The sequence below is a fragment of the Bacillus sp. N447-1 genome (assembly GCF_022701035.1).
In the GTDB taxonomy this organism is placed as follows: Bacteria; Bacillota; Bacilli; order Bacillales; family Bacillaceae_G; genus Bacillus_A; species Bacillus_A cereus.
Genome location: NZ_CP065509.1, coordinates 3905178 through 3928578, shown reverse-complemented (window position 1 = coordinate 3928578; position 23401 = coordinate 3905178). Strand labels below are relative to the sequence as shown.

Sequence of the window (23401 nt, the reverse complement as noted above, 5' to 3'; positions counted from 1 at the left end):
ATTATTTTTCACAAAGCGATGGGAGTGTTCATTATGCCAGTATTAGTCTTCTGTATTATCGTCTCATTTATGTTGTACCTCTTTTACAAAACAAAATACTTTCGTACAAACCGCCCAATGGAGAAAGGTTGGCTCTCAGGAAAATCCGCAATGGCACTCGGTTCATTCGTTTTATTTTTCGGGATAAACCAATTCTTTTTAGAACTTTCAACCGCTCGTATTATCGTTGGTGTTTTATTCGTTCTATTTGGTAGTGCAAGTGTATTTAACGGGTTTCGCCAATACAAACATTTCTTGCCATTAGCAGTTAAAGAAGCTGAAGTCTATGAAGCAACGTAAAAAAGCATCAATATTGTGATGCTTTTTTACGTCCCTTAACTTTCAAAATCATATACGCAACAAACGCAGATGGTATATTAAATGGGTTCCCTTGTACGTGAAAATGTAATTGTTCTTCTCCAAAAGACATTTTTTCATATAGCTCTCGCTGAGATAATCCTGTCTTTTCCTTTTTTTCATGTAAACCTTGTAAATATAAATATTGAATCGGTATCATTACAAGAAAGTAAAATAGTGCGATACTACCAAAAAAGAGTACGGCTGACGACATAATGTATACCACCTCTCGAAATTCCATTTTCTTACAATATAATCATAACACAATATACAACTGAATTGAATTATTATTCCGTCTTTTCTCACATTACTTTTCCACTCCATCCCATACATATTTCACCAAAACTCCCATCTAAAATCATACCTTTCAAATTTAAAACAACAAAAAAAGATGGAACAAATCAAAACGATTTGTTCCATCTTTTTATTTATCGATTAACTGAACCATAAGTAATGCTTTTCCAACAACATTACCTTCATGATGCACCTCTACATCGACCTTACCAAATTTACGTCCAATTTCTAATACTTTCGGATGAACAGATACAACATTATCAATTTGAACCGGCTTTACGAAATAAATCGTTAAGTTTTCAACAATTAAATCACTTTTCTTTTGCGCACGAATGACGCGATTTGTCGCTTCTGTCACAATTGTTGCAAATACACCGTACGATAACGTCCCGATTGAGTTCGTCATTTGCGGCGTCACCGAAAATTGATATAGATGCTCATTCTTCGCTTCTTTTGGTGTCATAAATTGATTCGTTACAATATCATCAATGGTTTCTCCAACTTGTGGCTGACGTTGAATCATTTGCAGTGCCTGAAGTACATCTTGACGGCTAATAATACCTTGCAGTTTGTTTCCTTCCTCAACGACAGGAAGTAATTCAATTCCTTCCCACACCATCATACGTGCCGCAGCTGCGACAGACATTTTACCGTTCACTGTAATTGGATGTTTTGTCATTACTTTATCAATTGGTGTTTCTTTCGCTACTCCGATCATATCTTTTGAAGTTACGATTCCTAGTACTTTGTTACTTTCATCGACAATTGGATATCTTCCGTGCATTGTCTCTTCGTTATATGCATGCCATTGCTGTACTGTATCACTCGGCTTTAAATATAACGTTTCTTCAATTGGCGTTAAAATATCTTCAACGAGTACAATTTCTTTCTTAATAAGTTGGTCATAAATTGCACGATTAATTAACGTTGCGACCGTAAATGTATCGTAGCTACTTGAAATGATCGGCAGCTTTAATTCGTCTGCTAATTTCTTCACATGATCTTCCGTATCAAATCCGCCCGTAATTAATACAGCCGCTCCAGTTTCTAGCGCTAATTCATGTGCATTGGTACGGTTACCAATAATGAGTAAATTCCCAGCTTCTGTATAGCGCATCATCGCTTCTAATTTCATAGCTCCGATTACGAATTTATTTAATGTTTTATGTAGTCCTTCTCTGCCTCCAAGTACTTGACCGTCGACAATGTTAACGACTTCTGCATATGTCAGTTTTTCGATATTCTCTTTCTTCTTTTGTTCAATTCGAATTGTTCCGACACGTTCAATTGTACTAACATATCCTTTATTTTCTGCATCTTTAATTGCACGGTAAGCGGTCCCTTCACTTACACTCAAATCTTTCGCAATTTGTCTTACAGAAATTTTATGGCCTACTGGCAGGCTATTAATATGTTCTAAAATTTGGTTATGCTTGGTAGCCAAATGGTTTCACCATACTTTCTTTTCCCTAAATTCTTCATGTGTTGTACTTTCAGTATACTATATTTTCAAAACTGTTACACTCTCTCTTTGCATACCTGTACTATTTTTTTTATAACAAAATGACGCTTACATTCCACCAGTCATTCTATTACAACAATGTAATGCTATTGTCATCTCATTCGATAGTTCGCCCACTTAATTGCCTATACAATTAAGACAAGAAATAAAACAAAGGAGCGAACACATGATGAAAAAACTTTTAGAGGTTGTAGGTGCTGTATTTTTAGCTTTCGTAGATGGGAAAAAAGTTGCAATGGAATTGAATGAAACACCTGAACAACCACGTACCAAAAGAGAAGAATCACCAAAACAAATACAAGCATTAAAAGCTGTCCTACACACGTAAAAAACCCTTCACTTTTCTTTTCAAATGAAGGGTTTCTTTTCTATAGTGTAATACTTTCTCCAGCTTCTAATACTTTCCCTGTACAATTTTGTAGCTTTTCTACAAATTGATATGGATCTTGTTCAATAACTGGGAACGTATTGTAATGCATCGGTACAACAGTTTTCGCATTAATCCATTTTGCCGCTAGTACAGCATCTTCTGGTCCCATTGTGAAATTATCACCAATTGGTAAAAATGCTAGATCAACTTTATTTAATTCCCCAATTAACTTCATATCAGAGAATAGTGCAGTATCTCCTGCGTGGTATACAGTTTTCTCTTCTGCTGTAAATAAAATACCTGCTGGCATACCTGTATATGTAATCGTCTTATTTTCTTCATCAATATAACTAGAGCCGTGGAATGCTTGTGTAAACTTCACTTTTCCGAAGTCAAATTCATGTGAACCACCAATATGCATCGGGTGTGTATTTACACCTTGCCAACTTAAAAATGTTGCTAGTTCAAATGGCGCTACAACAACTGCATTATTTTTCTTCGCAAGTTCTACTGTATCTCCAACATGATCACCGTGTCCATGCGATAAAAGAATTGCATCCACTTTTACATCTTCAGCTTTTAAATCTGTTTTCGGATTACCTGTTAAAAACGGGTCAATTAAAATAACTTTTTCATTCGCCTCAATTTTCACAACTGAATGTCCATGATAAGATACTTTCATTATTACATTCCTCCCCTGTTCACACTCTCACTTTGTATTCTACATGATTTTTCAATTCCCTGTCTTTTCTAACATCTATTTACTTGTCATAACGCTTTCTTCCGAGTTAAAGTTATATTTGTAATTAAATATCTCGGGGGTGCCAATCGATGAATGCTAGATTAGAAAATTTAATGCAATGGCTAAAAGAAAAAAACGTAGAAGCTGCGTTCTTAACTTCTACACCAAACGTCTTCTACATGACAAACTTCCACTGTGAACCACACGAAAGATTACTTGGTATGTTTGTATTCCAAGAAAAAGAACCTATTTTAATTTGCCCTAAAATGGAAGAAGGTCAAGCACGTAACGCTGGCTGGGCACATGAAATTATCGGATTTACTGATACTGACAGACCATGGGATATGATTGCAAAAGCAATTAAAGACCGCGGCATCAATGCAAATGCAGTTGCAATTGAAAAAGAACATTTAAACGTAGAGCGCTACGAAGAATTAACGAAATTATTCCCAAATGCAGCTTTCAAATCAGCTGAGGAGAAAGTTCGCGAACTTCGTTTAATTAAAGATGAAAAAGAACTTTCTATTTTACGCGAAGCAGCTAAAATGGCGGACTATGCTGTTGAAGTTGGTGTAAATGCAATTAAAGAAGATCGTAGTGAACTAGAAGTATTAGCAATTATTGAACACGAATTAAAAACAAAAGGCATACATAAAATGTCATTTGATACGATGGTATTAGCAGGTGCGAACTCAGCTCTTCCACACGGTATTCCTGGCGCAAACAAAATGAAACGCGGTGATTTCGTACTATTTGATTTAGGCGTAATCATTGACGGTTATTGCTCTGATATTACACGTACAGTGGCATTCGGCGAGATTTCTGAAGAACAAACTCGTATTTACAACACCGTACTTGCTGGACAACTACAAGCAGTTGAAGCATGTAAACCAGGTGTTACACTTGGCGCAATCGACAACGCTGCTCGTTCTGTTATTGCAGATGCAGGTTACGGAGACTTCTTCCCACACCGACTTGGTCATGGACTTGGAATTAGCGTACACGAATATCCAGATGTAAAAGCTGGTAACGAGTCTCCATTAAAAGAAGGTATGGTCTTCACAATCGAACCTGGTATTTACGTACCAAACGTAGGTGGCGTTCGTATTGAAGATGATATTTACATCACAAAAGACGGATCAGAAATTTTAACGAAATTCCCGAAAGAGTTACAATTTGTAAAATAATAGAAAAAGGCAGCGGGAGTGCTGCCTTTTTCTATTTCCCTACTATTTCAAATTTCTCTACAATCATTTTTGCTGGATAACTTTCAAGTATTTGAGAAAACCATACTTTTATTTTATCCCCTGTTTTTAACTGTTTATATGCGTCTTTGTCCTTAAAGCTCAAGACTATATGTGCTGGATGCTCTTTATTCATTTGTTGTTCTATATAATGTTGCAACTCTACTTTTGTTTCAATCGTTTTATCATCGGCAAAAAACATCGTGTCATTTCTTAATATGATATACCCTTCTTTAGGTACTTCTTTTACCGTTACTTGCTCTACTTGTTTTGTATCACACGCTGATAATACGACTAGAAATACACTTAAAAACATAACAATTTTCATATGCCTATTCATTTTTAACTCCTTACTCTAGGCTATTTCAAATTTAACACCATCTTCTCCTCATACTTATCATCCCATTTAATCACAACTTCTATAGGTTCATCTTTAGAGATAGGCGCGCAACTTACACAAGAAGACTTCATTTCAACCTTTGCTCCTCTATGAACTTCTGACGTTTGTGTCATTGTACTAAAGGCTCCATTAACAGCAATCTCTAAGTTTTTAAATTCTGTCTTTCCATCCCCACCCTTATATTGAAACGTAAACATTCCATCTTCACTGTCATCCTTAATATGCCCTTTATATTGTCCAGTCCAACTTTTGCTCTCGCTAGAAAAAGTAAAATACCAAATCGAGCAGCTTCCTAAAAAGAAAATACTAATGAAAAAGAATAACGCTCTCTTCATCATGCCCCTCCATTCAAATGCACTTATTTATTGTCTATTTCTTCCTTCTATTATACTATTAAAATACAGAATTTTCTAAAATAGGGGGTTTATATGTTACAACAACAGTTAGAAGAAATTCGTAATAATAATTACATACTGGATAACACACTTAACATTGATTCTTTAAGTTCCAATATGCTTGAGCAAATTGGCGATACTGATAGCTATTTAAGGGACAAACTCATCTACTCTACTTTTTTTCATCTCATCAAGAAGGAATACCTTTCACACACACAATTACAGAAACTATTATTAGAAAGCATCGGTGAAAAATATTTATTGTATAAGATTCATTCAGATGATGAAGATGCGGTATTTACCCGAGCATTTACAACATTATTAATTGCCCTCATTATTGATGCTGATACAAATCATAATTTCTTATCACAGACTGATATTTCAAATGTAAAAGATCAACTAATTCTATATATGAACAACGAACATGATTTCCGGGGATATGTGCAAAAACACGGCTGGGCACATAGTATCGCTCATGCTTCTGATACATTTGAGGCGCTTGTGAATAGTCCTAAACTGGAAACTTTATATTACGAAGAAATATTACAAACTTTATTAAACAAAGTTTGTGTTCATTCCATCTATTACAAATATGAAGAAGATGAACGTATCGTTTATCCGATTGTCGCAATGCTACAAAATGGCTTAAAGGAAGAAGCACTCATATTAGCCCTTCGTGATTTAGTAGCTCAATTACCCGTTCAAAAACAAACATTACATATTGAATCATACGAGTTTCTATACGGAAATATAAAATCTTTCTTACGCAGCTTATTTTTCAGACTGCGCAAGCTTTCTATATGCGAAGAAACAGAATGCGAAATTGAAAAATTGCTACAAGAACTTCCAAAATATTATTAAAAAAAGAAGGCCACTCAAAAAGTGCCTTCTTCTATTTCACTAATATTTAATTGAAATTTCACGATCCAAACTGAGAAAAGGTGGACAAGAAGCGCAAACGCCATACATGCTCCGCTTAAAAAAGTTAGTATAGGATGCGAATACACGTGCCCCAATCCATAGGATACCGCCACGAAAAACATTGTTATGTAAATATAAATTGCTCCATGTATTTGCCTCATATAAACCTCCTTTTCCCATATTATAACATAAATTTTCTGATTATTCACATTAATTGCTTGTAATCAATATTTCTCAACTGTTACACCTCTTACAGCAGCCTTAATATATGGTGCTCCTTGTAAACTTTGTAAATCCTCTGTTTTGCCTGTTACGACTACACCGTATATTGGTAGGTCTTTTGGTTTGGTGTTTTTTATTTCTTTATCCCGCATTAACGGGCAGTAAGACCTCACATCAAAATTCAGCGGAAGCAAGAAGTTAGATGGGGGATGAACCCCACACTGATTAAAGTTTCACTTTATAGTTTATCCTAAAATATTCTCAGTATCCCTCTTTATTTTCACTTAAAGACATCCAAATGCAGCTTTTATAAATTGTTTCATAATAAAAAGCACATCCATTTTGATGCGCTTCTCTGAAATACTATTCTATTATTTCATCGCGTCCTTCACAACATCTTGAATCATAACGACTTCTGTTTTCATATCAACAGAGGGTGCTTCTTCATCAATACACTCATACCAAAATTCCAAGTGCTTTTTATCAATTTCATAATGAGAATTTTCGACAAGAGCCCCAGCTTCTCCTTGCACAGAATACCAATATAAGTACTCTTCTCCATCTCTTATTTCCCGGAAAATTGTCTCAACGTACATCTTTTCGTCGTTTAATGTCAAAAGTACTTCTTTCATATTGTCATTCAGAAGCTGCATCCATTCATCTACACGATGACTTTTATCTTGTTTCACTTTAAATCTCGTTAACTCCACATTCATTTTTATTCCCCCGTTTTCTTACGTACAAACAATCTATATTCTATTGGATGATAAAAACTTAATTTACTAGCTAATTTTTGCGAAGGAATATTGTCTACATAACAATCCCAGCACGGTATAATATCATTTTGTATGCAATGTTCAATAAACCTTGCTGCAACAGCTTGGGCTAATCCTTTCCCTTGATATGCTTTATGCGTCACAATATCAATTTCAGCAAATCCGTTCCCACTAAATATTGAAACACATTCCGCTACAATCATTCCTTCTAGTTCTATACAAAATCCAAAACCACCGTTTAAAAACGTTTCTTTTGATCCCCAATATTCTTTGTAGTACTCCTCTGTAAATTCACTGCTTCGCTCTATATCTCTTCTATCAATACGCTTCACTTCATATGTATTTTTGTTACAATCTCGTTTTCTCTCCTCAAAGGTTACTCTTTGAAATTTCATTCGCGGGATGTTCCGAAGTGTATTACTAAAACGCTCTTCTAACATCATTTCCCAATCTTCACTTGAAGTAAAGAGTGTAAATCTCTTCTCTGTTTTCTCAATAGCTGTTTTTAAATATGAAAATAACTCTTCGTTATAATTTTGATCATCAGTATCACCAAATAAATAATAGATACCGTTAGCTGTAATAATTAATCCTGCTGTTAATTTCTCGTTTGCAAAAACCTCACCATCTATCACTTGATCACATACCGCATAAGCAAACGTCGTCGTTTTTGTATGACTTTCTAAAATCGGAAGGATTTTTCTATACTCGGCTACGGATAATTTTTTCATAATTGCTCCACTTTAATCGTATCCGCCTCTATATGTTCAAAACAAAGATTTACAGTTCTCTTTAATGCTCTCGTTCTATGAATCTTACATGCTGGAATTAAGATTGAATCATTTGGCTTTAAAACCGCTGTTTCTCCATCTTCAAAATCAATAAGTAATTCTCCCTCTAACACAATAAATAATTCATCCGAATTAGAATGATAGTGCCAATCATATTCACCAGTAAATACAGCGATTCGTAAGCAATGACTGTTTATATTTGAAACGACGAAGTTTTTATGTTGATCTTTAATATCCTTTGTTAATTCTATTAAGTTCACAGTCTCCATCTTTCGTCCCATCCTTTCATTAGTCGTTCTTCTAAAAAACTAACTTAATCTCCACCACCTCCGCAATCTCCTCCACCATCACTTGAGCTACTACAGTCATTGCTACTGTAGTCACCGAATCCACTTGATGAGCTTGAAGCGTATGAAGATTTTTTGCTTCTTTTTCTATCTTTTTTACTTTCATGACTAGGCCATACTGTAGCAACGAGTATAACGAATAAGGCTAATTCTATTACAACAAGTATAAATTCTAGAATGCTCTCAATAATATTGGGAGTTATCCCAAAACTGTAAAACACTCCAAATGAATACATACACAAAATTACATACAGAGCCATACAAATATACCGAAATGTTTTCTCTATCGTAATGACTACTTTTTGTGAAAAAGGTATGTTCTGTTCCTTTTTGTTCTTTATATACCTTTGTCTCTTTGCCTGTTTTTTCTTCCTCTTTTTGCTCCCCATCGAATCCCCTCTTTTTATTATATAATTCTAAATTATCATAATAAAAATCGATTTACACCAATAAATAACAATTATTCACATGTTATTTCTCCATATAAAAAAGACCCTCCTCACGAAAAGGAAGGTCTCAAATGTATTTCTATTATGATAAAGCAGGAGCTTTTTCAAGAAGCTCTTTTGCATCAGCGTATTGTAAGCCGTGAGCTTCCGCAACTGCTTCGAATGTTACATAACCATCTAATGTGTTAATACCTTTTAATAATGCAGTGTTGCCTAAGCAAGCTTCTTTGTAGCCCTTGTTAGCAATTTGTACTGCATATGGTACTGTTACGTTTGTTAATGCAAGAGTTGACGTACGTGGAACTGCACCTGGCATATTAGCAACTGCATAATGAACAACGCCATGTTTTTCGTAAGTTGGGTTGTCATGAGTTGTAATACGATCAGTTGTTTCGAAAATACCACCTTGGTCAATCGCGATATCTACAACGACAGAACCTGGTTCCATTGATTGAATCATTTCTTCAGTTACAAGTTTTGGCGCTTTTGCACCCGGAATTAATACTGCTCCAATAACAAGGTCAGATTCTTTAACAGCTTCTGCAATGTTGTATGGATTAGACATTAATGTTTTTACTTGGTTACCGAAAATATCATCTAATTGACGAAGACGTTCTGCACTTAAGTCAATGATTGTTACATCTGCACCTAAACCTACTGCAATCTTAGCTGCGTTTGTACCAGCTTGACCACCGCCAATGATTGTTACTTTGCCGCGTTTTACCCCTGGAACGCCTGCAAGTAAAATACCTTTACCGCCTTTGTTTTTCTCAAGGAATTGTGCACCGATTTGTGCAGACATACGACCAGCCACTTCACTCATAGGTGCAAGTAATGGTAAAGAACGATTGTCTAATTGTACTGTTTCGTATGCGATTGATGCAACTTTGTTATCGATTAATGCTTTCGTTAATTCTGGTTCTGGAGCTAAGTGTAAGTATGTGAATAAGATTAAGCCTTCACGGAAATAGCCGTATTCACTTGCTACTGGCTCTTTTACCTTCATAACCATATCTTGATTCCATGCTTCTTCAGCAGTTTCTACAAGTTTCGCACCAGCTTGTACGTATTCTTCATCTGTAAAGCCAGATCCTAAACCTGCTCCTTTTTGAACAAAAACTTCGTGACCATTTTGTACTAAATGTACTGCTCCCGCTGGCGTCATTGCCACACGGTTTTCATTGTTTTTAATTTCTGTTGGAATACCGATACGCATGATTAGTTCCCCCTTGAGTTATGAAATGACCCCTGAATCATTTTTTAAAGCGCTTTCTACGCTCTTATATTTTAACATAATATCTCAATATTTGACAAAAAAATAACACGAGTTTTCCGATAGATTTAATTTTATATTAAAGGACAGTATTATCCGCACCTCTCAGCACAATGGATAAACTGTCCAATTATTCGAAACTTCATCTTATTTTATTCTATCGATGTCTATGAATAACATCCACTGCACCAGTCACTTCAATAATTGTACCGGTAATCATATCGGAATCGTCCTCACATAAAAACGAAATGGTTCTTGCAATATCTTCACCTGTTCCAGATCTACCAATCGGTGTGTTATGCTCTTTCAGCTGACGTGCTTCTTGAATAGTTGCCTCTTTCATATCGCCAATAATATCACCAGGACATACCATGTTCGCAGTGATACCATACTCCGCTTCTTCATAAGCAACTGTTTTCGTTAATGAAACAAGTCCTACTTTCGCTGCGGCAAAAGCTGAACGATAAATCCATCCCGGTGCACTATCCGCCCCTTGAAATCCGTAATTAATAATACGGCCAAAGTTCTGTTTTCTCATGACCGGAACGACAAGTTTTAATAAATGAAATACCGCTGTTAAATTTCCCTGAATCATTTCATTCCATTCATCTTCTTCATAATCAACTAACTTTTTTCGTTCAAATACATATGGACCAGCATTATTAATTAAAAAGTCAATTTTGCCAAAACGGCTCATCGCTTCTTCTACTATTTTATGTAAATCTTCCTTTTTCGTGACATCCGCTTGCACGAATTGTAGACGCTCTTCCACATCTTTATATGTTTCTTTCATCGTTTCCATAGCCGTGATATCGCTATGGTACGTTACTGTTACTGAATAGCCTTTAGCCAATAACTTTTCTGTTACTTGCTTTCCTAAACCTTTCGTACCGGCTGTAATGAGCGCATGTCTCACAAAACTGCCCCCTTTTAAATTGCTATACTTCATATGTAACAAGTTCTCGCTCCAATTACAACTAAAATGAATTGAAACAGAGTTTTCAAAATTCTGTAACGTTTCTGGCAAGCACGTTACCAAAATTTGTTTTATAATTAAGTTGTAAACAGTTATAAAACAGATTGGGAGGAATTTACTATGAATAATACATATACAAATATTTTAATCGCGGTGGATGGTTCTAAAGAAGCAGAAAAAGCCTTTAAAAAAGCAATTCAAGTCGCAAAGCGCAACAATGCAACATTAACAATTGCTCATATCGTTGATGTAAAAGCATACTCAGCAGTAGAAGCTTATAGCCGTGCAATTGCGGAACGTGCAAATCTATTTGCAGAAGACCTATTAGAAGACTACAAAAAAACTGCGCTTGAAGCTGGTCTTGAAAAAATTGAAACTGTATTAGAATTCGGTAATCCTAAATCAAAAATTTCAAAAGAAATCGCTCCAAACCATAAAGTAGATTTAATTATGTGTGGTGCGACTGGTTTAAATGCTGTTGAGCGTTTCCTAATTGGTAGCGTCTCTGAACATATTATTCGCTATGCGAAATGCGATGTCCTTGTTGTTCGTGGTGATGAAGAGCAAGGTGAGCTTTAATTTATAGATAAAACACCAAGTCCACATAGGCTTGGTGTTTTTCATTTTATAAACTTCACTATAAACAAAAGACATGCTACGACAACAACGGTAATTGCCAACACATAAGGCGGAAGAAACTTCAAAGACCATAATGCCATCATAATCGTCGCAACCGTTAAGTACGTTCGCCTTGCACCTTCTGTCATTTTTTTACGAAATAAGAAAACATACAAATAACCAATTGGCGGCGTAATAAAGCAAAGAACGTATATGATTTTTGATTTTAAATACCACTTTTGTTCTCCAAGTTTCTTTATATCCGCTTCTATTCTCTTATGCTCTTGTTCTTTCTCTTCTTCTACAAGCGGATTTTCCTCTTCTCCTCGCTTTTCTTTCATATAAGGAAGAAAGTGCATAAAAAAATAGTATGCGAATACGAATGCTCCAAATCCAATATTTACTCTTTCTAATGGAATATGTTCACTAAAAAAAGCAGCAGTAAGCACTAAAGACAAACAGTATGTCATCATCCAAAAGGAACGTTTTCTCTTTTTCCGTTCCATTTCTTTTTTGCCTTGTATATCTTTTCTTTTCGAAAGCCATATAGAAATAAAGCAATCTACTACAAATAGAGCAAAAATAAATATCGCAACGTGTACTGTTTCTAAATCCTCAAATGAAAAGATATTTGGGAATGCAACATGTAATACAATGAATGTGTACAAAATTAGCCCTATAAAATAAATACGTCTCATTTTCCATCCCTTTCTTATTTCCTAACATTACGTTAACATACATTTTTTAGAAATAGACGGACAAAATATATATGTGTAAAAAAGGAGGATGCTATATGGATGATTCTGAACGCATTATTTTAGATGTGAACGGCAAAGAAATTGAAATGCTAGATACGATTCGCACTCATTTTAAAGAGAAGCACGGCGTTGAACTAAGTAATGGTGCATTACTTCGTGATTTGATGGATATTGAGTATATTCGAATTACGGAAGATCGACATAAGTATGATTAAAAGAAAACGACTGCAGGCGAATGCCATCAGTCGTTTTCTTTCTTTATTTAAGCTCTTGATGTTTCCCGCCCATACCACCAGACTCATTGCTATCTTGGTGTACAGTTAGTTTATTTGTTTTCGCATCTTTTAAAACTCTATATGTATATGATTCATTTGGTTCATCTTTAAACTGTACATTCATACCATAAGAATCCATTTTGCTATAAAAGGCCGGTTTTATATATAAAATATCACTTTCTTTATATCCTTTATCTTGTAAATGCCACATCGTTGCGATAACCGCTTCTTCTCGCTTTTCTTTTTCACCAACATACATATATTTGTCCAAAAGAAACACTTTAGCATTTGCAATTAAGCTAATTAACAGTACAATGATCAACACTATTTTTTTCATAGACTTCCCCTAAATTGTTATTTTTTACTACATTGTAACTTAAATGCTAGTAAAAAATAAAGTACGCCAGACTTTACTAGACTGGCGTACTTCCCAACTCAATTCTTAATAACTTCTTTCGTTAACCCCTTCGCCTTCTCCAAAGCGTTTTTGATTTGTTCAAACCCAGTCCCGCCAGCACTGTTACGACGCTTTACAGCTGCATATGGTGACAGCACTTCATACAAATCTTCTTCAAATAAGGAGCTCATTTCTTTATATGTTTCAAGAGAGACATCTAATAAATAAATTCCTTTTTGTGTGCAATATAGCACTAACTTTCCAACAATTTCATGAGCTTGACGGAATGGTAGTCCTTTGTTCGCTAAATAGTCAGCAATTTCTGTTGCGTTGGAGAAATCTTGCGTCACAGCTTGCCCCATTTTTTCTTTGTTTACAGTCATCGTTTCAAGCATGCCCGCCATAATATGAAGGCATCCTTCTACTGTTTTAACTGTATCAAACATTCCTTCTTTATCTTCTTGTAAGTCTTTATTGTAAGCGAGCGGTAATCCTTTCATTACTGTGAGTAAACTGAATAAATTACCGTATACTCTGCCTGTTTTACCACGGATTAGTTCCGCCATATCCGGGTTTTTCTTTTGCGGCATAATGCTGCTTCCCGTTGCATATTGATCGCTCATTTCAATAAATTGAAACTCTTGGCTACTCCATAAAATAAGTTCTTCGCAAAAGCGTGATAAGTGCATCATAAGCATAGAGGAGTTACTTAGGAACTCCAGTATGAAATCACGATCGCTTACTGCATCTAAACTATTTTCATAGATTCCATTAAATCCAAGAAGCTCCGCACTATACTCTCGGTCAATGGGGAATGTCGTTCCAGCTAACGCTCCTGCTCCTAATGGCGAAATGTTAATACGTTTTAACGAATCTTCATAACGATTCACATCACGCTCTAACATCCAAAAGTAAGCGAGAATATGATGAGCAAATGAAATCGGCTGGGCACGCTGCAAGTGCGTATAGCCCGGCATAATGGTTTCAATATTATTTTCTGCTTGTTGAACAAGAACAGTTTGCAATTGTTTTGTAGCTTTTATAATATGTTCTACCTTTTCTTTTAAATACAAATGCATATCTGTCGCTACTTGATCATTACGACTTCGGCCAGTGTGAAGTTTTCCTCCTACTTCGCCAATTTGTTCAATTAACATTTTTTCGATGTTTAAATGAATATCTTCTGCTTCTACTGAAAATTGTAGCTTATTCTCTTTTGCTTCTTTCAATAAATATTGAAGACCTATCTTTATTTTCTCTGCTTCTTCTTTCGTCACGATGCCCTGCTTTGCTAGCATCGTGACGTGCGCAATACTTCCTTTTATATCTTGATTTACTAATTGTTGATCGAAGGAGATGGATGCTCCGAACTCTTCAACCCACGCTTCCGCTTCTTCTGTAAAACGTCCGCCCCAAAGTTTGCTCACGCTTCCACCTTCTTTTGATTCACTTGGCTGTATACTTTCGTCGGTAAACCGAATAATGAAATGAATCCAACTGCTGCATCATGATTAAATTCATCTTGAGCAGTATATGTTGCTAATTTTTCATCGTATAAAGAGTATTCAGATTTACGTCCTTCTACAATCGCATGACCTTTAAATAATTTCACACGCACTGTACCTGTTACATTCTTTTGCGTTTCTTGTAAAAATGCATGAAGCGCTTGTTTTAAAGGTGAGAACCATAAACCATTATAAATAAGTTCTGTTATTTTCTGTTCAATCACTGGTTTAAAATGTGCTACTTCTTTTACGTGTGTTAAATCTTCCAACTCTTTATGCGCAGTGATTAACGTCATTGCTGCTGGGCATTCGTATACTTCACGAGATTTAATACCGACAAGACGATTTTCTACGTGATCAATACGTCCAACGCCGTGTTTTCCAGCAAGCGCATTTAACGTTTTAATTAATTCTGCAAGTGAATATGCAGTGCCATTTAAAGTAGTCGGTACGCCTGCTTCAAATCCGATTTCTACAAACTCTGGTTTATTCGGTGTATCTTCTAATGCCAATGTCATCTCATATGCATCTTCTGGCGGCGCTGCCCATGGATCTTCTAAAATTCCACATTCGTTGCTGCGTCCCCATAAGTTTTGATCGATTGAAAACGGGCTATCTAAATTAATCGGAATTGGTACATCGTTTTCTTTTGCATATGCAATTTCTTCTTCACGTGACCACTTCCATTCACGTACAGGTGCAATCACTTCTAAGTAAGGATTTAATGCTTGAATAGAAACTTCAAAACGAACTTGATCATTTCCTTTCCCTGTACATCCGTGTGCAACTGCAGTTGCGCCTTCTTGTTCTGCGATTTCTACTAATTTCTTCGCAATAAGCGGACGAGATAATGCAGAGACAAGAGGGTATTTCCCTTCGTATAATGTGTGTGCTTGCATCGCCATCAATGCATATTCGTTTGCAAATTCTTCTTGAACATCAATCATATATGATTTAATTGCACCTACTGAAAGTGCCTTTTCTTTTACAAATGCTAAGTCTTTACCTTCCCCTAAGTCTAAACAAAGCGCGATAATATCATAATTCTTCTCTTGTAACCATTTAATTGCAACGGAAGTATCAAGACCTCCGGAATATGCTAATACAACTTTTTTCTTCTCCATTTTGCATCCCCCTAAAGAATAAATATTCATTTTCTTTTATAATAATTCACACTTTACCACCTTTCACAAAATGTATCAAGAGTCATTTTCAAATTTTTTCAAACAATTTCGTCGAACTTCTTTCTGTTTTTATGTACAATATAAGCAGGAAAACGGGGGTGAACTTATGGAAAAGTATTTCTTATACGATGAACATCTAGGAATTGAAATTCCACATTTACAAGAAGACTGGGAAGAAATCCCCGAAAAAATGCAACATGCTATTTTACTAAAATGGGAACAAGTTCGCGGGAAAATTCCTGATCGTATAAAAGAACTTGAGCACTATATTAATACAAAACAACATTATTTAAATAACGAAGAAGACTTCGAAGTTTCTTGTAAACTAAATTCAGAAATTGCCGATCTTGCTTCCATCATTAATGACCTTTGGCTTTGGTATCGACTCACTCAAAATGTATCTGAGGGGAAAGCACACCAATGAAAAAAGCATGCCCCTCAATAACTTTGGGTCATGCTTTTTTTGTCATAACATGATTTACAATATATTTCTTGTGCTGTTTTCGCCAAACATACATCGAATGGACCAACTAATATACTTCTTTCGGCAACTTTACAAAAGCAACAAGCTCTTCTTCATATTGAATTTTTTTCTGACATGAAATGCATATTAATTCTTTTCTTTTGAACATGTCTTTTAGCATACCTTCACTCTCCCCTTCATCTATCTATATTAATATACTCTCATAATAGTTAAGACTTGTAAAAAAATGACACATTCTGAATCGAATGATTCATATACTATGTACAAAAGGAGGTTTAAAAATTATGCGTGCTTTCGTTATTATCACTTTAACTTTTTTAAGTGTGATTAGTTGGGATGCGTTTTTTAAAGATAAAAGTGATGAAAAGAACACAACGGAATAAAACCCTTTTTTTCTTACTTATTGGACAAACCGTTATAAACTGTCCAATCCTCCGAAATAACTTAGGCTTTTCTACAAAAATATTTAAACATAACATTTTTTGTAGATTCCCTCCGTTTATTGTCGGTTTCCATCCGCATACATTTTTTAAAAGTATGATATAATAGTATAAATCTTGAAGGAAGGGATTTTGATATCATGATCGCTCGAAGGAGCATGTGGCATCGTATTGACGAATCATACACGTAGCGTATTTTTCAGCTCAGATACTTTAGTCTAGCGAAAAAAATACGAGAGTGGGGAAATTATGATTGCCCGAAGGATAATTTGGCAAAAAAAAGACTCTTCTTACACATAGCGTTTTGTTTAGGACTTAATTGTTACTAACTAAACAAAACAAAGAAGAGCAGGATTGCTAAATGACGAATCCTACTCCACGTTTTGTTTAGTCGTTTTAAGACTTAAACTAAAACGAAGGTAGGGAGAATTGATGGACGAGAGGATTATTCGTTATTTCTTCAGCGACATATAGCGTAGTTAGTTTTTTCGTAAACTAACTGAAAGCTACATGTGAGCTCGTAGTTAGTTTACAACACAAAAAGGACTACTAACTACGGAAAGAAGGAATAACGATGAGGAACATCCAAAGTCGGCAAATTATTAAAGAAATTTTTATGGTTTTAATCGGTTCATTTATTTTAGCAGCAGCGCTATATCACATTCACTTCCAAAACCACTTAACAGAAGGTGGATTTGTAGGAATTGCACTATTCATTCAAAACTTTTATGATATTTCACCATCTATTTCAACTGTATTAATGGATATCCCAATTATTTTACTGTGCGCTTCATTTTTAGGTAGAAAAATGGTTGGTTATTCATTCCTAGGTTCAATTTCATTCGGAGTATTTTATTCCTTTATGGAAAATTATTCTCCATTTACGGTAGATTTATCAAATAACTTATTTATAGCTGCAGTAGTTGGCGGTGCGTTAGCTGGTATTGGACTCGGTTTTATATTACGATTTGGCGGTGCAACCGGTGGAGACGATATTTTAACAATTGTATTAAGTAAACGAACTCGTTTTACAATTGGGCAAATTTTCTTCGTCTTTGACGCGATTGTTCTTGCGCTTTCATTATATTATTTAAATTGGACAGAAATTGCTTTTACTATTCTTTCGATTGCCGTACAGGCAAAAACATTGGATTTAATTTATTATCCAAAAACAGAAAAAACAGCAGAAAAGCAGCCAGTATCTGTTCCAATGTCCAAAAAACATGCAACGAATTAAAAAAGCGAAAGGCTTCGGCCTCTCGCTTTTTTTATGCTCTTTTTTCTTTCTCGACTATATGGCGCACTTGATAAAATCTATTTGCAAATTCAGTAACGTTTCTTGTTAAACGATAATTCACTGTAGATCCAATTGCCATTCCAATTACCGGTATACCTTGGAATAATTTACGACGAAGAGCATAAATCGAAAATGTCTTCAAAATTTGTTTTAACACAACCTCAGTAGAAGCTGTTTGTAGCACTGCTTCGTCTCCTTCGTAAAAGAACGAATCTTCTTGCTCCAGCTCTTGCAATAAATTGTACCATGCATATTGCTGAAGTCTTCCTGGTAGTAATGACGCATGAAACACCTTTAACGCAAGCATCATTTCATACGGCTTGTTCACATCATGTCCAAATGATGTTGCAATAAGTTGGACTGCCTTCACATTTAATGCAATCATAACCGGAAAATCCGCCGTTAATAATAATAAACCTCCAGCACCTGTTGCCCCACCTTGTACAAATGAATATAGACGATGACGTGCTGTTTGCTGCTCTGCTATGTATGTTAATTGATCAATAGATAATGCTTTCAAATCTTCAAGCTGTTCAATCGATTCATCAAATAACCTTGATGTTCCTAAAATCCGATTACGTGCATCTAACTGTGCTTGTGAACTTTGAATAAATGCATGCAAATGAAAGAGCCATCCATCTGCTTTCGTGAAGAATTCTTTTCGCTTTTTCTCAGGTAATTTCGCAACTGTAGCATGTAACCATTTATCAAACACTTTTTGAAAATCGGTCGCTTCTTGCTCAACTAATTGCGCTTCCCATTCTTTTATATTGTCTAAAATGGCTTGTTCTCGCTTCGATCGCATCGTAACAACCACCTCGTTCGATTTTTTTCTATTGTAACATATTTCTGCTTATTCTTTGCAAATATGCTTGTCTATCTTTATTCACATACCATTTTTGAATGGCATAAAATATTAACAAAAAGGATGAGATAAATCACATGAATCTATCCGATATAAAAAAAGAATATAATGCGGTATTCAGCTTAGGACAAAACTGCTGGCCCGCTTGGGCATTATATCAATTAGAATTATCACCATTTTTTGGCGTTATTGATTTTATGCTAAGCCCCTCATTAGAAAAAGTGAATGTATTATTACAAAATCGATTTGACCGCTTTTTAAATTTCGAAAATTTATCCTTCATCTCATTTTGGGATGATGATGCAAAATTAAGATTAAGGGACAACCTTTATGAAATTGACTCCTGTCATGACTTTAAAACAGATGTAAACACACCAACTTCTTGGCCTTCTTATACAGAAATTAAGTTAAACTATGAACATCGTATTAATCGTTTTCTAGCTACAATTGAAACGGCAGAATCCATATTATTTATTCGAACTGGAGGAACATATGAAGAAGCATGTTCCCTAGAACAAATTTTATCTCAAATCGTTACACATACATTCTCTGTCCTGTTACTAATTCCTGCCGATATACCAACTATCACCCAAGAAGATTGGGGATTACAACGTATTTGCGTTATGAAATGTCCTATTATGGATGTATACCAATACAATGAAGCATTTTGGAAAGACTTATTTGATGGAATTACAGTTAGACCGCACACTTAAATACACGATACTTTTATCACACCATAGATTATAATCGTCCTTATACAAAACAAATAAGGAGTGATTCTATATGTATCCACGTGCAAAAGCTTTCGGTCTTGCTGTACATCAAGATCGCCTTCTCGTACAAGAATATTATACAGAAGGCGAAATATATTATCGTCCTCTTGGCGGTTCAATTGAACTTGGCGAAAAATCAGCACATACTGTTATTCGGGAGTTTAAAGAAGAGCTTCATACGGAGATAGAAATCACCAATTATTTAGGGTGTTTAGAAAATGTCTTTCATCTCGATGGAGACATTGGTCATGAAATCATTCAACTATATTCTTTGCGTTTATTAGACACGTCACTATATGAAATGAAAATATTAAATATACAAGATGAAGAAACAGTAGCGTATGCGAAATGGATTCCTATTACGGCATTCATTCAGAAAGAAAAAATATTATATCCAGATGGAGTTTTAAAATACATCCAAAAGAAAAAAGACGAAATCCTATAGGATCTCGTCTTTCTTTTCATATATTAACCAATATCTCCAAGACGTAGTACGTCACGAGCAATCATAACTTCTTCGTCAGTTGGAATTACGATAATTTTTACTGGAGAGTGTGGGAAGCTGATGAATGCTTCTTCACCGAATACGTTATTACGTTTTGCATCGAAGTATACGCCCATGTACTCAAGGCCTTCTAATACACGCTCACGAATAATCGCACTGTTTTCACCTACACCAGCTGTGAAGATGATTGCGTCTACACCTTTCATACGAGCAGTGTAAGAACCGATGTATTTGTGGATACGGCTTACGAATACATCAAGTGCTACTTTCGCACGGTGGTCGCCTTCTTCTTCTTTCGCAATGATGTCACGTAGGTCACTAGAGTAACCAGTAAGACCTAACATACCACTCTTCTTGTTTAATACGTTAACTACTTCTTCTACTGTTTGGCCTGTTTTTTCCATGATGTATGGAATTAATGCAGGGTCAAGGTTACCAGAACGTGTACCCATTGTTACACCAGCAAGTGGTGTGAAGCCCATAGAAGTATCGATAGATTTACCGCCTTCTACTGCTGCGATACTTGCACCGTTACCTAAGTGACAAGAAAGTAAGCTTAAGCTTTCAATTGGACGACCTAATAATTCAGCCGCACGCTCAGTTACATATTTATGAGAAGTTCCGTGGAAACCGTATTTACGGATGCCGAATTTTTCATAGTACTCATATGGTAAGCTGTATAGGAATGCAGATTCCGGCATTGTTTGGTGGAATGCTGTATCGAATACTGCTACTGCTGGTACGTTTGGTAATACTTCTTGGAATGCTTTAATACCAACAACGTTTGCTGGGTTATGAAGTGGTGCTAAATCGCTTAATTCTTCGATATCAGCTAATACTTCATCAGTAATTAAAACAGAGTCAGCAAATTTTTCGCCGCCGTGAACAACACGGTGACCGATACCGCCAATCTCATCTAGAGATTTAACGATTCCGTTTTCAGTTAACTTTTTAAGAAGCATATTAACTGCTACTGCGTGATCTGGAATGTTTGTAATTTCTTTTTGTTTTTCGCCATCTACAGTAATAGTGAAGATACTATCTTCTAAACCGATACGTTCTACTAAACCTTTTGTTAATACTGTTTCACTTGGCATTTCAAATAATTGGAATTTTAAGGAAGAGCTTCCTGCGTTAATCGCGATGATTTTTGACATCTAGTCTTTCGCCCCTTTTTCTCTTGGTAGTTGTGTGGATGTTTCCACAAACCGCTCGATTTTATCTGATCAAATTCACCAAATATGAAAACGTTTCATCATTAGCAAATTTTATACTCACGATTTTAATTTAAACATCGTCCGACATATATTTCAAGTGAAAAAATTGTAACACCAAGAAAAAATATATATTACAGATTTCAAAAAAATTCAGTTAAATCTTGTATATATTTAAAAATATGACATATTATATAAAACTGTACTACATGAATCACTAATGCTGTTACATATACCCAGCTTTATTTATGTGTTGCAAACCAAGTATTTAATTGATCCATAATGTCTTCCATCGCCTTCATGTTAGAGAATTTAGGCAACTCCACTAATAACGCCTGTTTTGGCATTGTTACATTAGCGCCTTTCTTTTGGAGAACAAATATACTTTTTGCATTTTTCTCGTTTTTAAACATGGAAACAGGAAGCTGTAATAACCCTTGAATAAAGCATGTTTCTTTAATAAATGCATGTAATTTTGGTGCTTGGTCACTTTCAAAAATGAAGTTTGGTACTAAGAAGAATAAGTAACCGCCCTCTTTCGTATGTTTCACACTTTGTTCAATAAATAAGTGATGGGCATACGACATTCCTTCATCTGCTTTTAATTTATATTCACTTGCACCGATTTCGTTTGGATAATAACCAACCGGTAAGTCTGAAACGACTGCATCAACTGGATCGATATAAAGTGGTGCTAGTCCATCTTGATGGAAGAATTCGATTGCATGCTTTTGTAAATTTGCATTTACTAAAGCAAGTTTAATTAGCACTTCATCCACTTCTACACCAAATCCACTCATTGTTAGTCCTTCTTTGGCGCTATTAAACACTGTAGTCATTAAGTTACCTGTTCCAATTGCAGGATCTAAAACTGTGATCTCGTTTTGACCTTGCATAAATTTATGGAATAAGTAACTCATGAACATTCCAACTGCATCAGGTGTCATTTCGTGATTCGCTTGTACGCCTTCTTTCATTCCTTTTAAGATGGCTAACTGAAATGCTTTACGAATTTCTTCACCTTTATATGTTTCTTCATTAAACGTACTATATTCACGATTCAGCCTTTCAATTGCTGATTCGGATAATTCCTCTTGTAAAATCGCTCCCTCAAACAAGTTATCACCTGTCTCTACAAGCGCCTCTAAATATGTTACATCTAATTCTTTACGTAAAACTACCGCAGAAGAATCAAAAATAGAAAATAATGTTTCTACTGTCTGACTCACGTACATTCCTCCTTCTCTTTTTTACACATAACTTATATCATACCACAAAGTGATTTTTTCCAAAAAGAAAAAGCGACCTCCTGTAAAGAGCTCCCCTTTAGTTATATATGATATAACGTTTTTTCTCATATATCGATGCTGTTACAGAGCAATATATGAGAAAAAACGACCTCTTTATAAGAGGTCATTCTCTTCACATTACTTCGCAGATTTAGCTGCTTCTAATGCTGCTTCATAGTTTGGATGGCTTGTACCTTCGCTTACGTATTCTACGTAAACTACTTTGTCATTGCTATCTACTACGAATACTGCACGAGCAAGTAAACGAAGCTCTTTCATTACTAAGCCGTAAGCTTCACCGAATGAAAGGTCGCGGTGGTCAGAAAGTGTTACAACGTTTTCTAAACCGTTTGCTGCACACCAGCGTTTTTGAGCGAATGGTAAATCAGCGCTAATTGTTAATACTTTCGCGTTTTCAATACCTGCTGCATCTTGGTTAAAACGACGTGTTTGTGCATCACACACACCTGTGTCGATTGAAGGTACAACACTAATTAATTTCACTTCGCCTTTGTATGTTTCTAAACTTACTGGAGATAAGTCGTTTGCTAATACTTGGAAGTTTGGCGCTTGATCGCCAACTTTAACTTCTGTTCCAACTAAAGTCATTGGATTACCTTTAAAAGTTACGTTTGCCACTTGAAAATCCTCCTTTTAATAAAACAAAGTATGTATAGTG

Annotated in this window: 30 protein-coding genes and 2 pseudogenes; 10 read left to right on the top strand and 22 right to left on the bottom strand. The window is 35.5% G+C overall.

Translation table 11 applies throughout. The features are described from left to right. The first annotated feature begins 33 nt into the window (after positions 1-33). Complete coding sequence (locus tag IQ781_RS19950) at positions 34-339, top strand: YtpI family protein (RefSeq protein ID WP_001144776.1); 306 nt, start codon at positions 34-36, stop codon at positions 337-339. 7 nt (positions 340-346) lie between these two features. Here IQ781_RS19950 and IQ781_RS19945 read toward each other — a convergent pair whose 3' ends face one another. Beyond that, complete coding sequence (locus IQ781_RS19945; protein ID WP_000093045.1) at positions 347-610, bottom strand: DUF3949 domain-containing protein; 264 nt, start codon at positions 608-610, stop codon at positions 347-349. Positions 611-820: 210 nt separating this feature from the next. Beyond that, positions 821-2134, bottom strand: coding sequence for a CBS domain-containing protein (locus tag IQ781_RS19940; RefSeq protein ID WP_000201572.1), 1314 nt, complete (start codon positions 2132-2134; stop codon positions 821-823). A gap of 244 nt (positions 2135-2378) precedes the next feature. Here IQ781_RS19940 and IQ781_RS19935 point away from each other — a divergent pair, with 244 nt between their 5' ends. Beyond that, positions 2379-2540 (top strand): hypothetical protein, encoded by a 162-nt coding sequence (locus IQ781_RS19935; RefSeq protein ID WP_000976303.1) that lies wholly within the window; start codon positions 2379-2381, stop codon positions 2538-2540. 40 nt (positions 2541-2580) lie between these two features. Here IQ781_RS19935 and IQ781_RS19930 read toward each other — a convergent pair whose 3' ends face one another. Continuing rightward, on the bottom strand, positions 2581-3264 hold the full coding sequence (locus IQ781_RS19930) for a metal-dependent hydrolase (protein ID WP_000868919.1): 684 nt from the start codon (positions 3262-3264) through the stop codon (positions 2581-2583). Between the two features lie 149 nt (positions 3265-3413). On the opposite strand from IQ781_RS19930, the gene pepQ reads away from it, so the two are divergent. Continuing rightward, positions 3414-4511 carry a Xaa-Pro dipeptidase gene (gene pepQ / locus IQ781_RS19925; RefSeq protein ID WP_000994026.1) on the top strand — a complete coding sequence of 366 codons (1098 nt, stop codon included), beginning with the start codon at positions 3414-3416 and terminating at the stop codon, positions 4509-4511. Positions 4512-4542: 31 nt separating this feature from the next. Here pepQ and IQ781_RS19920 read toward each other — a convergent pair whose 3' ends face one another. Next, on the bottom strand, positions 4543-4908 hold the full coding sequence (locus tag IQ781_RS19920) for a DUF3221 domain-containing protein (RefSeq protein WP_001079376.1): 366 nt from the start codon (positions 4906-4908) through the stop codon (positions 4543-4545). A 20-nt stretch (positions 4909-4928) separates the two neighbouring features. Beyond that, positions 4929-5303, bottom strand: coding sequence for a hypothetical protein (locus IQ781_RS19915; protein WP_139846858.1), 375 nt, complete (start codon positions 5301-5303; stop codon positions 4929-4931). Between the two features lie 93 nt (positions 5304-5396). Here IQ781_RS19915 and IQ781_RS19910 point away from each other — a divergent pair, with 93 nt between their 5' ends. After that, the gene (locus IQ781_RS19910) at positions 5397-6224 is read left to right on the top strand and encodes a DUF2785 domain-containing protein (RefSeq protein ID WP_000941475.1); all 828 of its coding nucleotides are present in this window, start codon (positions 5397-5399) and stop codon (positions 6222-6224) included. 14 nt (positions 6225-6238) lie between these two features. Here IQ781_RS19910 and IQ781_RS19905 read toward each other — a convergent pair whose 3' ends face one another. The 8 genes and pseudogenes from IQ781_RS19905 to IQ781_RS19870 form a co-directional block, all read right to left on the bottom strand. Next, positions 6239-6445 (bottom strand): hypothetical protein, encoded by a 207-nt coding sequence (locus tag IQ781_RS19905; RefSeq protein WP_001248908.1) that lies wholly within the window; start codon positions 6443-6445, stop codon positions 6239-6241. A 63-nt stretch (positions 6446-6508) separates the two neighbouring features. Continuing rightward, a pseudogene (locus IQ781_RS19900) lies at positions 6509-6649 on the bottom strand (anti sigma factor C-terminal domain-containing protein); the annotation flags it as partial. A gap of 228 nt (positions 6650-6877) precedes the next feature. Further along, complete coding sequence (locus IQ781_RS19895; protein ID WP_063220476.1) at positions 6878-7222, bottom strand: DUF6176 family protein; 345 nt, start codon at positions 7220-7222, stop codon at positions 6878-6880. A 2-nt stretch (positions 7223-7224) separates the two neighbouring features. Then, a complete protein-coding gene (locus IQ781_RS19890) occupies positions 7225-8013 on the bottom strand; it encodes a GNAT family N-acetyltransferase (RefSeq protein WP_139846856.1) in 789 nt (262 codons plus the stop codon). Then, positions 8010-8342, bottom strand: coding sequence for a cupin domain-containing protein (locus IQ781_RS19885; RefSeq protein WP_000450925.1), 333 nt, complete (start codon positions 8340-8342; stop codon positions 8010-8012). The genes IQ781_RS19890 and IQ781_RS19885 overlap by 4 nt, the downstream gene beginning before the upstream one ends. A 44-nt stretch (positions 8343-8386) precedes the next feature. Continuing rightward, positions 8387-8809, bottom strand: coding sequence for a hypothetical protein (locus IQ781_RS19880; protein WP_242808154.1), 423 nt, complete (start codon positions 8807-8809; stop codon positions 8387-8389). A 142-nt stretch (positions 8810-8951) separates the two neighbouring features. Further along, entirely contained in the window at positions 8952-10085 is a 1134-nt protein-coding gene (gene ald / locus IQ781_RS19875) for an alanine dehydrogenase (RefSeq protein ID WP_001219403.1), read from the bottom strand. 214 nt (positions 10086-10299) lie between these two features. After that, positions 10300-11091 (bottom strand): SDR family oxidoreductase, encoded by a 792-nt coding sequence (locus IQ781_RS19870; RefSeq protein ID WP_002024902.1) that lies wholly within the window; start codon positions 11089-11091, stop codon positions 10300-10302. 147 nt (positions 11092-11238) lie between these two features. Between IQ781_RS19870 and IQ781_RS19865 the strand changes: the two genes are divergently transcribed. Beyond that, the gene (locus tag IQ781_RS19865) at positions 11239-11697 is read left to right on the top strand and encodes a universal stress protein (RefSeq protein WP_001066673.1); all 459 of its coding nucleotides are present in this window, start codon (positions 11239-11241) and stop codon (positions 11695-11697) included. Positions 11698-11738: 41 nt separating this feature from the next. On the opposite strand, the gene IQ781_RS19860 is transcribed toward IQ781_RS19865, so the two are convergent. Then, positions 11739-12434: a hypothetical protein gene (locus IQ781_RS19860; protein WP_100651132.1), complete on the bottom strand. Its 696-nt coding sequence runs from the start codon at positions 12432-12434 to the stop codon at positions 11739-11741. A 95-nt stretch (positions 12435-12529) separates the two neighbouring features. Here IQ781_RS19860 and IQ781_RS19855 point away from each other — a divergent pair, with 95 nt between their 5' ends. Then, positions 12530-12709 carry a hypothetical protein gene (locus IQ781_RS19855; protein ID WP_000342760.1) on the top strand — a complete coding sequence of 60 codons (180 nt, stop codon included), beginning with the start codon at positions 12530-12532 and terminating at the stop codon, positions 12707-12709. Between the two features lie 43 nt (positions 12710-12752). On the opposite strand, the gene IQ781_RS19850 is transcribed toward IQ781_RS19855, so the two are convergent. The 3 genes from IQ781_RS19850 to IQ781_RS19840 form a co-directional block, all read right to left on the bottom strand. Beyond that, the gene (locus IQ781_RS19850; protein ID WP_000725032.1) at positions 12753-13106 is read right to left on the bottom strand and encodes a DUF3139 domain-containing protein; all 354 of its coding nucleotides are present in this window, start codon (positions 13104-13106) and stop codon (positions 12753-12755) included. A 98-nt stretch (positions 13107-13204) separates the two neighbouring features. Next, positions 13205-14593, bottom strand: coding sequence for an argininosuccinate lyase (argH, locus tag IQ781_RS19845; protein WP_000041246.1), 1389 nt, complete (start codon positions 14591-14593; stop codon positions 13205-13207). Beyond that, positions 14590-15795, bottom strand: coding sequence for an argininosuccinate synthase (locus IQ781_RS19840; RefSeq protein ID WP_000412315.1), 1206 nt, complete (start codon positions 15793-15795; stop codon positions 14590-14592). The genes argH and IQ781_RS19840 overlap by 4 nt, the downstream gene beginning before the upstream one ends. Before the next feature lie 166 nt (positions 15796-15961). On the opposite strand from IQ781_RS19840, the gene IQ781_RS19835 reads away from it, so the two are divergent. After that, positions 15962-16279 (top strand): hypothetical protein, encoded by a 318-nt coding sequence (locus IQ781_RS19835; protein ID WP_000417218.1) that lies wholly within the window; start codon positions 15962-15964, stop codon positions 16277-16279. A gap of 14 nt (positions 16280-16293) precedes the next feature. Here the strand turns inward: IQ781_RS19835 and IQ781_RS19830 are convergent. Further along, positions 16294-16499, bottom strand: a pseudogene (locus IQ781_RS19830) (hypothetical protein). Positions 16500-17353: 854 nt separating this feature from the next. Here IQ781_RS19830 and IQ781_RS19825 point away from each other — a divergent pair. Beyond that, positions 17354-18016 (top strand): YitT family protein, encoded by a 663-nt coding sequence (locus IQ781_RS19825; RefSeq protein WP_001244515.1) that lies wholly within the window; start codon positions 17354-17356, stop codon positions 18014-18016. Positions 18017-18047: 31 nt separating this feature from the next. Here IQ781_RS19825 and IQ781_RS19820 read toward each other — a convergent pair whose 3' ends face one another. Continuing rightward, positions 18048-18881 carry an EcsC family protein gene (locus IQ781_RS19820; protein ID WP_001256850.1) on the bottom strand — a complete coding sequence of 278 codons (834 nt, stop codon included), beginning with the start codon at positions 18879-18881 and terminating at the stop codon, positions 18048-18050. Positions 18882-19018: 137 nt separating this feature from the next. On the opposite strand from IQ781_RS19820, the gene IQ781_RS19815 reads away from it, so the two are divergent. Together IQ781_RS19815 and IQ781_RS19810 are read left to right on the top strand one after the other, a co-directional pair. Continuing rightward, positions 19019-19654: a DUF1796 family putative cysteine peptidase gene (locus IQ781_RS19815; RefSeq protein ID WP_001053729.1), complete on the top strand. Its 636-nt coding sequence runs from the start codon at positions 19019-19021 to the stop codon at positions 19652-19654. A gap of 70 nt (positions 19655-19724) precedes the next feature. Continuing rightward, on the top strand, positions 19725-20159 hold the full coding sequence (locus IQ781_RS19810) for an NUDIX hydrolase (protein WP_000283500.1): 435 nt from the start codon (positions 19725-19727) through the stop codon (positions 20157-20159). A 23-nt stretch (positions 20160-20182) separates the two neighbouring features. On the opposite strand, the gene ackA is transcribed toward IQ781_RS19810, so the two are convergent. The 3 genes from ackA to tpx all read right to left on the bottom strand — a co-directional run bounded on the left by ackA (position 20183) and on the right by tpx (position 23361). After that, positions 20183-21376, bottom strand: a complete 1194-nt coding sequence (ackA, locus tag IQ781_RS19805; protein WP_000034575.1) for an acetate kinase — start codon at positions 21374-21376, stop codon at positions 20183-20185. Between the two features lie 299 nt (positions 21377-21675). Further along, positions 21676-22662 (bottom strand): class I SAM-dependent methyltransferase, encoded by a 987-nt coding sequence (locus IQ781_RS19800; RefSeq protein WP_000084367.1) that lies wholly within the window; start codon positions 22660-22662, stop codon positions 21676-21678. Between the two features lie 198 nt (positions 22663-22860). Further along, complete coding sequence (gene tpx / locus IQ781_RS19795; RefSeq protein ID WP_000024529.1) at positions 22861-23361, bottom strand: thiol peroxidase; 501 nt, start codon at positions 23359-23361, stop codon at positions 22861-22863. Positions 23362-23401: the final 40 nt, after the last annotated feature.